The following is a 15,563-nucleotide window of genomic DNA, read 5'->3' as shown; positions in this document are numbered from 1 at the left end:
GCCGGAGCGGGGGCCCTTCCGCACGTGTCGGGTCAGGCGGACGGCTCGCGGGGCGCCGGGGCGACGGCGGGCTCGTGCTGGGCAAGCCGGTTGCGGCGGTAGCCGTAGCCGAAGTAGATCACCGCGCCGAGCAGCATCCAGGCCAGGAACCGCAGCCAGGTCTCCACCGACAGGTTGAGCATCAGGTAGAAGCAGGCAAGCGCCGACACGATCGGCAGCACCGGCGAGAACGGCACCCGGAACGGACGCTCCAGGTCAGGCCGCTTGCGGCGCAGGATCGGCACGGCGATCGAGACAAGCACGAACGCACAGAGCGCGCCGATGCTGACCAGGTCGGCCAGGGCGGACAGCGGCAGGAAGCCGGCCAGCAGCGCGACGACCACCGTCATGATCGCTGAGATCCGGTACGGCGTGCCCCAGCGCGGGTGCACAGTCGCGATCGAGGGCGGGATCAACCCGTCGCGGGCGATGGCGAACCCGATCCGGCCCATCGCCACCAGGTCGACAAGGATGACGCTCGTCAGACCGGCGACGGCGGCGATGGAGACCAGCACCGCCGCCCAGCCGGCGCCGACCGACTCGAAGGCCGACGCGATGGGCGCGCCCCGGTCGATCTCGGTGTAGGGCACCATGCCGACAACCACAAGCGAAACGCCGATGTAGAGCACCGTGGAGATCAGCAGCGTGCCGAGCAGACCCAGTGTGAGGTCCCGCTTGGGCTTACGGGTTTCCTCGCCGAGGTTGGCCACGGCCTCGAAGCCGGTGTACGCGAAGAAGACGACGGCTGCGGCGCTGAGCACCCCGACGAAACCGAAGACCGACGGTTCCAGCCCGAACAGCGCCTGGGTGACCGGCTGCTTTATGCCGTCGTCGCCGCTGCCTGCGGGCTCGGCCGGCGGGATGAACGGGGTGAGGTTGGTGGCCTTCACGAAGAACAGCCCGGCGACCACCACGAAGACGCAGATGGACACCTTGACCAGCACCAGCAGGTTGGTGATCCGGGCGGACTCGCGGATACCGACGATCGCCACGACGCCGAGGATCAGCACGACGGCGATCGCGCCGATGTTGACAGTGCTGCCCTCCTCGCCGAACCACCGGGTCGGCAGGTCGAGCAGTTCGGCGAGATAGCCGGACCAGCCTCGGGCCACCACCGCCGCGCCGAGCGCGAACTCCAGCAGCAGGTCCCAGCCGATGATCCAGGCGACGATCTCGCCCATCGTCGCGTACGCGTAGGTGTAGGCGCTGCCGGCTGTCGGCACGCTGGAGGCCAACTCGGCGTAGCAGAGGGCGGCGAGCAGGGCGACCACCCCGGCGATGCCGAAGGAGATCACCACGCCCGGTCCGGCGCTGTCGCGCGCCTCGATGCCGGTGAGCGTGAAGATGCCGGTGCCGATCACGATGCCGATGCCGACGCCGGTGAGGTCGACAGCGCCGAGCCGCCGCTTGAGCCCCAGCTGGCCCTCGCTGCCGTCGGCTTCGCCCTGGGCTATGACGTCCTTGATTGGTTTGGTTCGCAGCATCGACATGCGCTCACCCCTCCCACCGCGCGACCACCCCCGTGGCGGCCGGTGACCGGCGTTGCTACCCACCGACCGGTACCGTCAACCGCTCTGGAAATCTGACGTTCGGTATGCGAAACATCACGGGCGGCAACCCGGCAATCGACGCCGGACACCCCGAACTCCGACTGTCGGCCAGATGTGGTGTGAACCCCTTGCGGCGGTGGGCCGGAGTGTGAAAATTTCCTTCCAGCGACAAATAGGCAGCGGCGAATCTTGCCGAACCTGTCGCTCGGAGCACCGGTAGCCCCAACGAAGGGACACACCGCATGAAAGCACCTCGACTAGGAGCTGCCGGGCTGGTCACTGCCCTGCTCGGCACGCTCGTCGCCGCCACTCCCGCCAGCGCCGCCCCGGCGAGCGTGGAGACCTCCTCGACCACCACCTGCGTCACCGATCCGGCCACGCCGAAGAGGCAGTTCCGGGCAATGTGGATCTCGTCGGTCGTCAACATCGACTGGCCCAGCAAGGGCTCCCAGAGCAGCCCGGACCGGGTCGCCGCCCAGCAGGCCGAATACCGCGACCTGCTCGACCTCGCCGAGCGACTCAACCACAACGCCGTCGTGGTCCAGGTCCGGCCGACCGCGGACGCCCTCTGGCCGTCGCCGCACGAGCCCTGGTCGGAGTACCTGACCGGCGTCCGTGGCCAGGACCCCGGTTGGGATCCGCTGGCGTTCCTCGTCGCCGAGGCGCACCGCCGCAACCTGGAGTTCCACGCCTGGTTCAACCCGTACCGCGTCTCCATGCCGGCCCCCGGTGGTGCCGGCGCGGACCTCACGCAACTCGCGCCCGGCCACCCGGCGCAGCAGCACCCGGACTGGACCTTCGCGTACCCGCCGGCCGGCGTCGCCGGCAGCCGGCTCTACTACAACCCCGGCATTCCCGAGGTACGCGAGTTCGTCCAGACCGCGATGATGGACGCGGTCAAGAGGTACGACGTCGACGGGGTCCACTTCGACGACTACTTCTACCCCTACCCCAGCGGCACCTACCAGGTGCCTGACGACGCCACCTTCGCCGCGCACAACAGGGGTTTCACCGACCGGGCGGACTGGCGGCGGGACAACATCAACCTGCTCATCCAGGAGATGAACGCCAAGATCAAGGCGGCGAAGCCGTGGGTGAAGTTCGGGGTCAGCCCGTTCGGCATCTGGCGCAACCAGACCGCTGACCCGCTCGGCTCGGACACGACCGGCAGCCAGTCGTACGACATCATCTCCGCCGACACCCGCAAGTGGATCAAGCAGGAGTGGATCGACTACGTGGTGCCGCAGCTCTACTGGTACATCGGCCAGTACCCGGCCGCCGACTACGCGCGGCTGGTCCCGTGGTGGGCCGAGACGGTACGCGGCACCCGCGTGCAGCTCTACATCGGCCAAGCCGACTACAAGAGCGGCGACCCGGCGTACGGGCCGTTCTGGCAGAACCCGCGCGAGCTGTCCGATCATCTGACGCTCAACCGGTCGTACCCCGAGGTGCAGGGCAATGTGCACTTCTCGGCCGTGCAGGTCCGGGCCAACCGGCTCGGCGCCACCGACATCTACGCCGCCGAGCACTACTCCCGGCCGGCGCTGGTGCCGGCAATGCAGCACCTGCCCGCCAAGCCGCTGCTCTTCCCGGTGGTCACCAAGGCCGTCCGGGAGGCCGACGGGGTGCGGTTGACCTGGCGTCAGCCCGCCGACGGCGTCGGGCCGCTGGGCACTGCCACCTCGTACGCGATCTACCGATTCGACGGCACCACGCTGCCGGGCCGGTGCGGCATCGCGGACGCCGCCCACCTGATCGACACCGTCCGGGCCACGCCCGGAGCGCAGTCCTGGGTGGACACGTCGGCCGAGCCCGGCCAGCGCTACACCTACCAGGTGACCGCGTTGGACCGGACCGCCAACGAGAGCCCGGCCAGCCCGCCGGCCTTCGTCCTCCGCTGACCGTACGATTCTGCTGAACTGCCCCGGGTGCCACGGCACCCGGGGCATTCGTCTGTTTCGACGCATGTCACCAATAGTTGGTGGGACGCATACCGACAAGTTGATCAGTTGATCGAGACTTGTCGACACCCGGTAACCCGCCGGTAACATCCCCGCTCACCCCCGCGGAGGTCACCCGTGCCCCGACGTCTCACCACAATGCTCGCCTCGGGCGCGCTCGCACTGCTCGCCAGCCTCGCTGTCGCCTCCCCCGCCGCAGCCGTCACCCCCCAGCAGAAGCTGTCGGTGCTGTCCAGTTGGACGCAGACAAGCGCGTCCAGCTACAACTCGTGGAACAGCGCCCGGGTCAACAGGGCACCCTGGGCCGACTACAACTTCAACTGGTCCACCGACTACTGCTCGTCGAGCCCGGACAACCCGCTCGGGTTCACCTTCAACCTGAGCTGCTACCGGCACGACTTCGGCTACCGCAACTACAAGGCCGTCGGGCAGTTCTCCGGCAACAAGGCCCGCCTGGACAACGCCTTCTACGCCGACCTGAAGCGGGTCTGCGCCACGTACAACGCGGTCGTCCGTCCGGCCTGCAACAGCCTGGCCTGGACCTACTACCAGGCGGTCAACATCTTCGGGTCGGTCGCCGCCGTCCAGCAGGCGGACATCGACCGCGCTGCCCGGATGAAGGCCGACGCCGAAGCCCGCGCCGCCGCCCGCTGAGCATCGCCCCACTCTTCGGTGCGGCCATTCAGCGATACCGGATGGCCGCACCGAAGATCGCCAGCGGCACCATCTCCTGCGGGATCCGGCGTGACGATCAGGCCCGTTCGGTGCGACCGGCCGGACGCCGATCCTGCTCCGCACCGGCCTGCTGGGGCGCGGAGGCCGCCGGCATGGTGCTGAAGCGTGTCGAATCCGCCGCCAGGTCCGGGTGTTCCACGTCGAGCGCCAGCGCGACAGCCTCGTCCAACCCCAACTCGGCACCCTCGCCGTACGCGTCGTCGAACGCCGCGTCACCCAACACCCCGCGCAACTCCGCCTGCTGGTCGGCCCAGTAGCCGCCGTAGATGCCCGGCGTACCCCGCATGCTCGCCCGCGTCACCTGCGCCGCCCCGAACAACCGGGCGGCGGTCGTCCGCTCCCCACTCAGCGCGCAGCGCACAGCTATCGCGTTCAACGTGTCGCACGCTCGGCCGTGGTAGCCGTGGTACATCCGGGAACGCAACGCCACAAGCAGATGCTCGTGCGCGGCGATCACGTCGCCCCGGGCCAACGCGACCATCCCGAGCAGCATGTCCACCGAACGCCGGCCCCGCTCCACAGGCCGCGCCGCCTCCACCGGCCGCGCCGCCCCGAGCAGTTCGGCCGCCTCCTCAAGCTCGCCACGCCGCCACAGCAACTGGGCGAGGCTGAACACGGCGAACAGCGCCTCGCCGACGACGTCCTGCCCGTGTGCCCAGTCGATGACCTCCCGGCACACACGCTCGGCCTCGACGAACTGCCCCATGTCGACAAGCGGCGCCGCCCGGCCGGCGAGCACCCGGGCCAGCAGCCCGGCGTCACCGGCCTGCCGCGCCGCCGCCTCCGCCCGCTGCGAGTAGCGCAGCTCCTCGGCGAACTCCCCGTCGGCACCGGCGTGCAGCGAATGCATGTGGTACGCCGCCGCCAGCTCCGCCTCCGGAATCCGCTCGCCCGTCTCGGCGATCCGCCCGTACAGCCGGAACAGCCAGAGCCGCCCCTCCCGGGCCAGCCCACGCTCGCGCCACCACTGGTCCAGGCCCCCGGCCAGCCGCAGGCCGGCACGGGCGCTGCCGCCGGTCGCGCACCACCGCAGCGCGGCCCGCAGCTCGTCGGCGAGCGGGTCCAGCGTGTACAGCGACAGCGTCACCGGCCGGCCGTCCGGGCCCAGATGCGCCCGCTCCAACGCGTGCACCGACCAGGCCACGTGCCGGTCCCGGGCCGCCTGTTCCTCACCGGCCTCGACCAGCCGTCGCGCCGCGTACGCGCGGATCGGGTCGAGCATCCGGTACGAACTGCCGGTCGCACGCGGCTCGGCAAGCACCATCGACTTGTCCACGAGCACCGACAGGGGATCCAGCGGGTCGTCCCCCAGCAGCCACTCCACGGTCGGAAGGTCCACCGGCCCGGCGAACACGGCAAGCCACCGCAGCAGCCGCGCGGCCCGGGGGCCCAACGTCCGGTACGACCAGGTGACTGTGGCCTGCATCGTCAGGTGGCGTTCGGTGGCGGAACGCTGCACAGCCCTGCTCGCCGGGGTGGGCGGTGGCGTACCGATCGCCGCCGCCACCAGGTCCACGGTGTCCTGCTGGTTACCCGACCAGCCCCGCTCCACCGGCGGCGGCTCCGGATCCTCCCGACCCGCGTCCAACGTGCCGAGCACGTCCTCCAGCCGCTCGGCGAGCTGACCTACCGAGAGCACCCGCAGCCGGGCCGCCGCCAACTCGATGGCGAGCGGCAGCCCGTCCAACCGCTGCACCACACGGCGCAGATCGGCCGACTCGGCGGCCTCCGGTTGCCGGCCGCCGCGCGCCGCCGCCGTACGGTCCAGCAGCAACGCCACCGCGTCGCTCTCCGCGCCGTCCGGACGCGGGTCGACCGAGAGCGGCGGAATCCGCCACACGACCTCACCGGGCAGGCTGAACGATTCGCGGCTGGTCGCCAGCACCCGCACGCCGCCCCCGCCGGACAGCAGCCGCGAGATCACCTCGGCGCAGGCGGACGGCTGCGCGTCGCAGGTGTCCAGCACGACGAGCATCCGGCGGCCGGCCGCGTACTCCACGAGGGTGTCCATCATGGGCCGGCCCGGCTCGGGTCGCAGCCCGAGCACGGCGGCGACCGCGAACGCCACCAGCCCCGGGTCGGTCACCGCCGCGATGTCGACGAACCACACCCCGTCCGGGTACGCCTCGACGACCCCACCGGCCAGCTCGACGGCCAGCCTGGTCTTGCCCGCGCCACCCGCGCCCAGCACTGTGACCAGTCGATGCTGCTCCACCAGCCGACTCAGTTCGGCGCGTTCGACCTGCCGGCCGACGAACGACGTCACCTGGGTAGGCAGGTTGTGCGCCACAGCGTCGGCGGTGCGGGGACGAGGGAACTGCCGCTCCAGCCCCGGTGCGACGAGCTGAAACAGCCGCTCCCGGTCGTCGAAGCCGCGTAGTCGGTGCAGGCCCAGGTCGAGCAGTGTGGCACCGGGCGGCAACGGGTCGGCCCGGCGGGCAGTCGACGCCGAACAGAGCACCTGCCCGCCGTGCGCCGCCGCGGCAACCCGCGCGGCGCGGTGCACCTCGGGGCTGGCGTACTCCCCGTCGCCCGGCTCGGCGTAACCGGTGTGCAGGCCCATCCGCACCCGCGGGGCGGCCTCCGCCGTGGGCCAGTCGTGACTCGCCAGAGCCCGCTGGGCCGTCAGGCACGCGGTCAGTGCCGCCGCCGCGTCGTCGAAGGCCAGGAAGAATGAGTCGCCCTCGGTCAACAGCTCCGCGCCACCGGTGGCGGCGAGCGTACGACGCAACAACCGGCGGTGCTCGGCGAGCACCGGACGGTAGTCCGCGCCAAGCAGCTGGGCCAGTCGGGTCGAGCCCTCGATGTCGGTGAACACGAAGGTCACCCAACCGCTCGGGAGCTGGATCCGTGGCGACATGCGTGGAACCTCCGCCCGTAACGTCGGGTTCATGCTGCCTGAGTCCGAGCAGTCACGCATCGTGAGAACGGCCGGGCACGTGCCGCCTCAAGGTGCCACTCGGGCCCGCTCCCGGCAAGGCCCGCCCACCGGTCGGACGCGAACGGCCGATCAGCAGCCGCAGGCGCCGCCGCAGCAGCCACCTCCGGCGGGCGCGGGCACACCACCGGCGGAACCGCCGGCACCGCGGCCGGTGACCGCCACAGCGGACAGCAGCTTGACAGTGTCGGCATGACCCTGCGGGCAGGCAGCCGGCGCGCCGGCCTCGACCATCGGGCGGTTGACCTCGAAAGTGTCGCCGCAGGCGCGGCAACGGAACTCGTACCGGGGCATGACAACCAGGGTACGTGGACCTGACGCCCACCGGGGACATGAGTGATACTCGACGGGTGGTGGACGGCGAGGACGAGACGCGTGTGCGACCGCTGCGACCCGCCGCGCCGCTGGACGGCCCGCTCGAAGGCTCGGGAGCGGCACCGGACCCGGCGGCCCGGGTCGTGCCCCGCCCTCGCCGGCCCTGGTTGAGCGGCAGAAGACCGGACGCCAAGACCAGCCCGACCCGCGACGCCGCCCCAGCGGCCGACGCGGCCGACCCGGCAACCATCCCGACCAGCGACGCCGGCCCGGCGAGCGGCGCGACCGTCACCGACTCCCCGCCGACGGATGCCACCGTCGCGGACCCAAAGACGACCACCGTCGCGGACCCAAAGACGACCACCGTCGCGGACCCAAAGACGACCACCGTCGCGGACCCGAAAGCGGCCACCGTCGCGGGCCCGGCCGCGACCATCGTGGACGGCGTGGCCGTCCCGCCGGCGCCCCAGAGTGGCCGGCGGCGACGCGTGCCGTTCGCGCACGCTGTTCGCCTGCCCCCGCGCCAGGCCGCGGCGACCGCCGTTCAGGTGACCCGCGACTGGTCGCGCCGGCCCAGCGGCCGACTCGCTCTTCCCGGCCTCTTCCTGTTGGCTCTCGTGGCGGCGACGGCCGCGGCGGGTGCGCTGCTCGTTCCCGCGACCATCCGCGCGCCCCGGCCCGTGGCCGTCGACGCCTCGGTCCCGCCGACCAGGGCCGTACCACGGTTGACACCGCCCGGCCTGGCGCCCACCGGCCCCCTACCGACGGGGGCACTGCCGACCGCTCCGCTGCCCACCGGCCCGCTCCCCACCGCCCCGCTGCCCGGCGGTGGGTTGCCAGGTGGGCCGGGCGGTGGGCTGCCGGGCGGCGGTGGCCGCCCCTCGGACGCCCTGGCCGGCTGGGCTCAGCAGGTCGGCGCAAAGGTCGGCATCCCCCCGGTCGCCATGCAGGCGTACGGGTACGCCGAGTGGGTGCTCTCCCAGACCAACCGCAGCTGCGCGTTGAGCTGGACCACGCTCGCCGCGATCGGTCAGGTCGAGTCCGGCCACGGCTCGGCCAACGGCGCGAGGCTCGGGCCGGACGGCAGGGCGCTGCCGGAGATCATCGGTTTGCCGCTGGACGGCAACGGCGGCCGGATGCGGATCATCGACACCGACCGTGGGGTGCTCGACAAGGACACCACCTACGACCGCGCGATCGGGCCGATGCAGTTCATCCCGACCACCTGGCAGGAGATCGGCGCAGACGCCGACGGCGACGGCGTCAAGAACCCGCACGACCTGGACGACGCCGCGCTGGCGGCCGGCAACTACCTGTGCAAGGGCGGCCGGAATCTCAGCATCCCTGGCGACTGGTGGAACGCGATCCTGTCGTACAACGACGTACGCCGGTACGCCCAGGCCGTCTACGACACGGCGAACCGATACGGACAAGCCAGCCGCACGTGAAGTGATCGTCCGCATACATTGGAGAACTGGACACTTCCCCCGGACAGCTGTTAGCGGCAAGCTAGACGAGTGATGGTGCGCGAGTGGGACCCCAGGACCGCGTCGTCCGCCGAGATCGCGTCGTTGCTGTCCACGCTGAACGCGGTTCTGGCGGCCGATCTTCCGCAGGACCCGCCCTGGCGGGAGACCTCCCTGCGGGAATACCTCGCTGAGGTGATGCCCGGCGAACGGCGAATCTCCTGGATCGCCCAGGCCGAGCCGACCGGCCCTGACGAGCCTGGCGCGGTCCTCGGGCAGGTGCATGTGCTGCTCCTCGGTGACATCGGCGTGATCGAGGTGCTGGTCCACCCGTCCGTACGCCGCACCGGTCTCGGCCGTGACCTGGTGTTGCGGGCCGCCCGGCGGGTCTACCAGGAGGGCTTCCAGTCGATCGGCGTCGAGGTGGTCGGCGACACGCCGGCGGTGGGTTTCTACGAGTCGCTCGGCTTCACCAAGGAGTACGTGGAGACGCGCAGCGTGCTCGACCTGGCCACTGTCGACTGGGCCGAGTTGACCGAGATGGCAAACGGGCTCGGCTCGGGCTATCACCTGGAGTTCTGCCCTGGCGGCCCACCGGACGACCTGATCGAGTCGTACGCGCGGGCCAAGGCCGAGGTGCGCGACGTGGACGACGGCGAGCTGCGCCCCAGCTCGTACGACCCCGAGCGGCTCCGGGACAGCTTGAACACCCTGCACCGCCGGGGCATGAAGCCGTACATCGTGCTCGCACAGCATGAGCAGAGCGGCGAGGTGGCGGGGCTGACCGAGGTGGTGGTGCCGGCACAGCACCCGACCCGCGCCGACCAGTACGACACGATCGTCGTGCAGAGTCACAGGGGCTACGGCATCGACCGGGCGATCAAGGCCCGGATGCTGCTGGAGCTGCGCTCCGCCGAGCCTGAGCTGGCCGAGGTGCAGACCTGGAACGCGCAGGCCAACGAGGCCATGCTCAAGGTCAATGCGGAGCTTGGCTACCGGCCCGACCGGGACTGGTGCGAATACAGCGTCGATGTCGCCGAGTTGGTGCACCGGCTCGATCCGCCGCGCTGAGGAATTCACGAAACTGTCCAATGAGGGATGGACGGTGGACAGCCGCGCACCTTAACGTGCGTTGACTCCTGTCCACCCATCGTGGAGGCCCTATGCGCCCGCGCCGCACCATGGCTGTGCTCGCGACCGCCACCGCCGCTGTGACCGTCGCGGCTCTCGGCGTCGCACCCACCGCGGCCAGCGCCGCGCCCACCGACCTTTTCATCTCCGAGTACGTCGAGGGCTCGTCGAACAACAAGGCGATCGAGCTGTTCAACGGCACCGGCGCGGCCATTGACCTGGCCGCTGGCGGCTACCAGCTCCAGCTCTACTTCAACGGTTCCACCACGGCGACCACCATCGCGTTGACCGGGAGCGTCGCAGCCGGGGACGTGTTCGTGTTCGCCAGCGCCTCGGCCGGAGCCGCGATCCTCGCCCAGGCCGACCAGACCACCGGTGCGGGCCTGTTCAACGGCGACGACGCGATCGTGCTGCGCCGGGGTGCCGCAGTGCTCGACTCGATCGGCCAGGTGGGCGTCGACCCCGGCACCGAATGGGGTGCCGGCGTCACCAGCACTGCCGACAACACGCTGCGCCGGCTGCCGTCGGTGACCGCTGGTGACACCGACCCGTCGGATCCGTTCGACCCGGCCGCGCAGTGGGCCGGCTTCCCGGTCGACACGTTCGACGGGCTCGGCGCGCACACCGTGGACGACGGCGGCCCGGTCGACGTACCGGCCACGCTGACCTGTGGCGGACCGCTGGTGACGGCCTCGGGAACCGCGGCGACCCGTGAGGTCACCGCCACCGACCCGGACGACACGATCGTCGACCTGGCGGTGACCGGGGTCAGCCCGACGCCGGCCACCGGGTCGATCACCCGTACCGCTGTCACCCCCGCCGACGGGGTTGGCGGCACCGCCCGCGCCACGATCGGCACGAGCGCCGACCTCGCCGCCGGGGCGTACACCGTCACCGTCACCGCGACCGACGCGGACGGCGGCAGCGCGAGCTGCGCGCTTGCCGTGCAGGTCACCCGGGAGCTGACAGTCGGCGAGGTGCAGGGCCCGACCACCGACGCCGAGTCGGGGCCGACCGACCGGTCACCGCTCGCGCCGGCGAGCGGCAACGGCACGAGCAGCACGATGTACGACGTACGCGGCGTGATCACCCAGTTGACCCGGGCGCGTACGTCGGCCGGGGCGGAGCAGCATGGTTTCTTCCTGCAGAGCCGCACCGGTGACACCGACGGCGACCCGACCAGCTCCGACGGCATCTTCGTGTTCATGGGCACGTTCACCTCGTTGATCGGCGGCTATGTGCCGACGGTCGGCGACGAGGTGGTGCTCCGGGCACGGGTGTCGGAGTACTTCAACTTCACCCAGCTCTCCGGTGCCTCGCTGGTCCGCCGGATCGCCACCGGTCTGGATGTGAACTCGGCGGTCGCGGTGACCGACGCGGTGCCGCCCGTCGAGTTGACCGACGCGCAGCGCTTCTGGGAGCGGCACGAGGGCTCCCGGATGCGGGTACGCGCGGGCAGCGGCGCGGTGAGCGGCCGGGACGTCTTCTCGTCCACAGCCGACGCCGAGCTGTGGGTGGTCGACCGGGACGACCCGCTGTTGGACCGCGCCGACCCGTACGCCCGGCGGGTCTTCCGGGACTCGCACCCGCTGGACAACGACCCGACCCGGCGCTTCGACGACGGCAACGGGCAGCGCGTGCTGCTGGGCAGCATGGGCGTGAAGGCCACCGCCGGGGACAGCGCCGCGCTGCTCCCCCCGGTACGCACGTTCGACACGCTGCGCGCGGACGCGGTGGGCGGCGTCTACTACTCGTTCGAGAAGTACGGCGTGCAGGTCGAGCAGGCGGACTTCGCCGCCGGGGCCGACCCGTCGCGGAACAGCCCGCCGAAGCCTGCCGACCGCTCGCAGGAGCTGGCGGTCGCCACCTACAACGTGGAGAACCTGTACGACTACCGCGATGACCCGTTCGACGGCTGCGACTTCGCCGGTAACGCCGGCTGCACCGGCGTCACCCCGCCGTTCGACTACGTGCCGAGCAGCGAGGCGGACTACCGGGAGCACCTGACCGCGCTCGCCGACCAGATCGTCAAGGATCTGCACGCACCGGATCTGATCCTGGTGCAGGAGGCCGAGGACCAGGACATCTGCACGGTGTCCGGGACGGTGCTGGCCTGCGGTGACACCGACAACGCCGACGGCGCGCCGGACAGCATCCAGGAGCTGGCGCTCGCGGTGGCGGCGGCCGGCGGGCCGGCGTACGCCGCTGCCTATGACCGGACCGGCGCGGACGCCCGCGGCATCACCGCTGCCTTCCTGTACCGCACCGACAGGCTCTCGCTTGCCGCAGCGACGGCTGGCGACCCGCTGTTGGGGTCGGCGCCGACCGTCCAGTACCGCGCTGCGGGGTTGCCGGGCAACGCCGACGTGCAGAACCCGAAGGCCCTCAACGCGGTGCTGCCGGCAGACGTGGACACCTCCACCGGGCGGGACGGCAACAACGTCTTCACCCGCGCTCCCCAGCTGGGCAAGTTCAGCGTGGCCGCGGCACCCGGCTCGACCGAGCGGTTCACCCTGTACGCGCTGAGCAACCACTACTCCTCCGGCCCCGACAGCCGGGTGGGGCAGCGTCGGGAGCAGGCGGCGTACGGCGCGGCGATCGTCACCGCCATCGAGGCGTCCGACGCGCACGCGCGTGTGGTGTACGGCGGGGACCTGAACGTCTTCCCGCGTCCGGACGACCCGATCGCGACGGGCAGCCAGCCCACCCCGTCGGACCAGCTCGCCCCGCTGTACGAGGCGGGCCTGCACAACCTGTGGGACAACCTGGTCGCGGACGTGCCGTCGTCGGCCTACTCGTACAGCTTCGAGGGGCAGGCGCAGACGCTCGACCATCTGTTCGTCAACGACGCGCTCTACGGCGATCTGGTGCAGGTGCGGGCGGCGCACATCAACGCCGACTGGCCGGCGGAGTTCACAGCTGACGGGTCGCGCGGTTCCAGCGACCACGACCCGCAGGTGGCCCGGTTCCGCTCGCGGGCGTCGTTGACGGTGGCCGACACGGCTGTGGTCGAGGGCAACCAGGGAACCCGGCAGCTCACCTTCACCGCCACCGTGTCCCGGCCGCTGTCCCAGCCGGTGCTGGTCTGCGCCGCCACCGTCGGTGTGACCGCGCAGGTCGGCTCGGACTTCGACCCGTACGTCGGTTGCCGGACCCTTGCCGCCGGGCAGACGTCGGTCGCCTTCCCGGTGACCGTGCGCGGTGACCGCAAGCGGGAGTCGGACGAGAAGCTGACGCTGCTGGTGGCGGGTGTGCCCGGGTTGCGCCTGGCCGATCCACTGGCGGTGGGCACCATCACCAACGACGACTGACGTCGCGCGTTCCCGGTGAGGCCCGCAGGTCCGTTCCGGACCGGCGGGCCTCACTGGTGTCAAGGTCAGACCACCCCGCGCGGGGGCCACGGCGGTCGGGGCAGGTGCCGGTGTTGGGCCACACGCACCTCCCACTGGCTAAGGCGCCGCATCGCGTCCCGAATTGCCCGGTCGCGGTAGAACGTCTCAGGCGGGCGGGCCAGCCCGTAGATGTCCGCCCACCACTCACCCAGCTCAGGGTCGAGAATGGTGTCGAGGTGCGACGGGTAGCGACGCTCGGCGCCGTTGTACGTGTCCTGCCAGTCCCGCATCGGTTTCAGCACCCGGCCGAACTCGTCCACCACGGCCAGCCGGCAGCCCACCACACCGATGATGCGCCGGAGCAGGACGATGCTCGGCACCATGCGGCCGGCCTCGATTCGGCCAATGGTGGCATGGTGCACACCCGCCCACCTGGCCAGCTCGCGCTGGCTCAGGTCGGCGCGACGGCGGACCGCCCGAACGATGCCGGCGGCCGGCCAAGGCGCATCGGAGGGCTCGGTGAGGAGGGCCGGCTCGGGTGCGGCAGACGAATCACTCATGCCGCCACCGTCCCGCCTGGTGGAGTTGGCCGCAATCCCGCTTGCCGGGCCTGTGGACAACTAGCTGACCTGTGGACAACGCCTGCGGCTCGGCGGGTAACTTTCCGTGCTTGCGGCGCCAATTACGCCGCCGCTACAGCGCGTCACAGGGCTGCACGCTGCCCCCGTCGGGCAGCCAGACCAGGCCAGGCCCACCACCGGACTGACCAGGAAGGCTCCGATCCTCGTCAGCAGACACACCACCCCACGCCCGCCCCCTTTGCTCTGCAGCTCAATATGCGCCGAAAGCGGAGGGTGAGCGTCGCTGTCATGGGTGCAAAGCAAAGGCGGGAGGAGGCGTGGTGGCGGCTCGTCATGTGGTTACGCTCCGCAAGCCGTTATTGCCGGTGGGTCCACAGGTCGGTCGGTCCGCGGGCCGGCACGTCCGGGAATCTCTACCGCACCGCCCGTCGACGGGATACCCGGTCAGGACGCGCTAACCGTGCGCGAGCCGGTACCGCCCCCACACGCTCGGAAGACAGCGTGGCCGGGGTCGGACCTCGGGGTCAGTATCGCTCGCGCAGGAGCTGGGCGGCCTCGACCGCCCAGTACGTGAGGATGATCTGGGCTCCGGCCCGCTTGATCGAGGTCAGCGTCTCCAGAATCACCCGCTCGCGGTCGATCCAGCCGTTCGCGGCGGCCGCCTCGACCATCGCGTACTCCCCGGAGACCTGGTAGGCGGCGACCGGGACGTCCACCGCGGCCCGGACCGCCGACACCACGTCGAGGTACGGCAGCGCCGGCTTGACCATCACCATGTCGGCGCCCTCGGCGACGTCAAGCGCCACCTCGCGCAGCGACTCGCGCAGGTTGGCCGGGTCCTGCTGGTAGGTGCGTCGGTCGCCCTCCAGCGCCGACTCCACAGCGTCCCGGAACGGACCGTAGAACGCCGAGGCGTACTTCACGGCGTACGCCAGCACTGCCACGTCCTGGTAGCCGGCCGCGTCGAGCGCCCGGCGTATGACGCCGACCTGGCCATCCATCATGCCGGACGGCCCGACCACGCCGACCCCGGCGGCGGCCTGGGCCACCGCCATCTCGGCGTACGCGGCCAGGGTGGCGTCGTTGTCCACCTCACCGCCGGGGGTGAGCAGCCCGCAGTGCCCGTGCGAGGTGAACTCGTCCAGGCACAGGTCGCCCATCACTACGGTGTTGTCGCCCACCTCGGCCACCACGTCGCGGATGGCGACGTTCAGGATGCCGTTCGGGTCGATGCCGCCGGAGCCTGTCGGGTCACGCCGCTCGGGCACCCCGAAGAGCATGATCCCGCCGACACCGGCCTGGACCGCCTCGGCGGCAGCCTTGCGCAGCGAGTCCCGGGAGTGCTGGAGCACCCCCGGGAGCGACGCGATGGCCCGGGGCTCGGTCAGCCCCTCCTTGACGAACATCGGGACGATCAGCTCGGCCGGGTCGACCCGGGTCTCGGACACCAGCCGCCGGATCGCCGGGGTGCGGCGCAGCCGGCGTGGCCGGATCTCGGGGTACGACATGTTCGGC

General features: G+C 71.3%; 10 protein-coding genes. 5 read left to right on the top strand and 5 right to left on the bottom strand.

Annotated features, from left to right (window positions below):
- Nucleotides 1-32: 32 nt before the first annotated feature.
- Nucleotides 33-1,529: an amino acid permease gene (locus tag F4558_RS29565; protein WP_167946917.1), complete on the bottom strand. Its 1,497-nt coding sequence runs from the start codon at nt 1,527-1,529 to the stop codon at nt 33-35.
- Nucleotides 1,530-1,831: 302 nt separating this feature from the next.
- Here F4558_RS29565 and F4558_RS29560 point away from each other — a divergent pair, with 302 nt between their 5' ends.
- Nucleotides 1,832-3,490: a glycoside hydrolase family 10-like protein gene (locus F4558_RS29560; RefSeq protein WP_167946915.1), complete on the top strand. Its 1,659-nt coding sequence runs from the start codon at nt 1,832-1,834 to the stop codon at nt 3,488-3,490.
- Between the two features lie 177 nt (nt 3,491-3,667).
- Nucleotides 3,668-4,204: a phospholipase gene (locus F4558_RS29555; RefSeq protein ID WP_053654141.1), complete on the top strand. Its 537-nt coding sequence runs from the start codon at nt 3,668-3,670 to the stop codon at nt 4,202-4,204.
- Between the two features lie 97 nt (nt 4,205-4,301).
- Here the strand turns inward: F4558_RS29555 and F4558_RS29550 are convergent, their stop codons facing one another.
- Together F4558_RS29550 and F4558_RS29545 are read right to left on the bottom strand one after the other, a co-directional pair.
- The gene (locus F4558_RS29550; protein ID WP_245241374.1) at nt 4,302-7,145 is read right to left on the bottom strand and encodes an ATP-binding protein; all 2,844 of its coding nucleotides are present in this window, start codon (nt 7,143-7,145) and stop codon (nt 4,302-4,304) included.
- A gap of 150 nt (nt 7,146-7,295) precedes the next feature.
- Entirely contained in the window at nt 7,296-7,517 is a 222-nt protein-coding gene (locus F4558_RS29545) for an FmdB family zinc ribbon protein (protein WP_167946913.1), read from the bottom strand.
- Nucleotides 7,518-7,555: 38 nt separating this feature from the next.
- Here F4558_RS29545 and F4558_RS29540 point away from each other — a divergent pair, with 38 nt between their 5' ends.
- The 3 genes from F4558_RS29540 (at nt 7,556) to F4558_RS29530 (ending at nt 13,446) form a co-directional block, all read left to right on the top strand.
- Nucleotides 7,556-8,986, top strand: coding sequence for a lytic transglycosylase domain-containing protein (locus F4558_RS29540; protein WP_209273445.1), 1,431 nt, complete (start codon nt 7,556-7,558; stop codon nt 8,984-8,986).
- A 72-nt stretch (nt 8,987-9,058) separates the two neighbouring features.
- Nucleotides 9,059-10,075 carry a GNAT family N-acetyltransferase gene (locus tag F4558_RS29535; RefSeq protein ID WP_053654149.1) on the top strand — a complete coding sequence of 339 codons (1,017 nt, stop codon included), beginning with the start codon at nt 9,059-9,061 and terminating at the stop codon, nt 10,073-10,075.
- 92 nt (nt 10,076-10,167) lie between these two features.
- Nucleotides 10,168-13,446: a lamin tail domain-containing protein gene (locus F4558_RS29530; protein WP_053654151.1), complete on the top strand. Its 3,279-nt coding sequence runs from the start codon at nt 10,168-10,170 to the stop codon at nt 13,444-13,446.
- 65 nt (nt 13,447-13,511) lie between these two features.
- Here F4558_RS29530 and F4558_RS29525 read toward each other — a convergent pair whose 3' ends face one another.
- Nucleotides 13,512-14,027, bottom strand: coding sequence for a helix-turn-helix transcriptional regulator (locus F4558_RS29525; RefSeq protein WP_053654153.1), 516 nt, complete (start codon nt 14,025-14,027; stop codon nt 13,512-13,514).
- 545 nt (nt 14,028-14,572) lie between these two features.
- A complete protein-coding gene (gene hemB, locus F4558_RS29520; RefSeq protein ID WP_053654155.1) occupies nt 14,573-15,556 on the bottom strand; it encodes a porphobilinogen synthase in 984 nt (327 codons plus the stop codon).
- Between the last annotated feature and the right edge of the window lie 7 nt (nt 15,557-15,563).

The sequence above is a fragment of the Micromonospora profundi genome, from assembly GCF_011927785.1.
Classification (GTDB): Bacteria; Actinomycetota; Actinomycetes; order Mycobacteriales; family Micromonosporaceae; genus Micromonospora; species Micromonospora profundi.
This window is presented reverse-complemented; position numbering and strand designations above follow the sequence as displayed.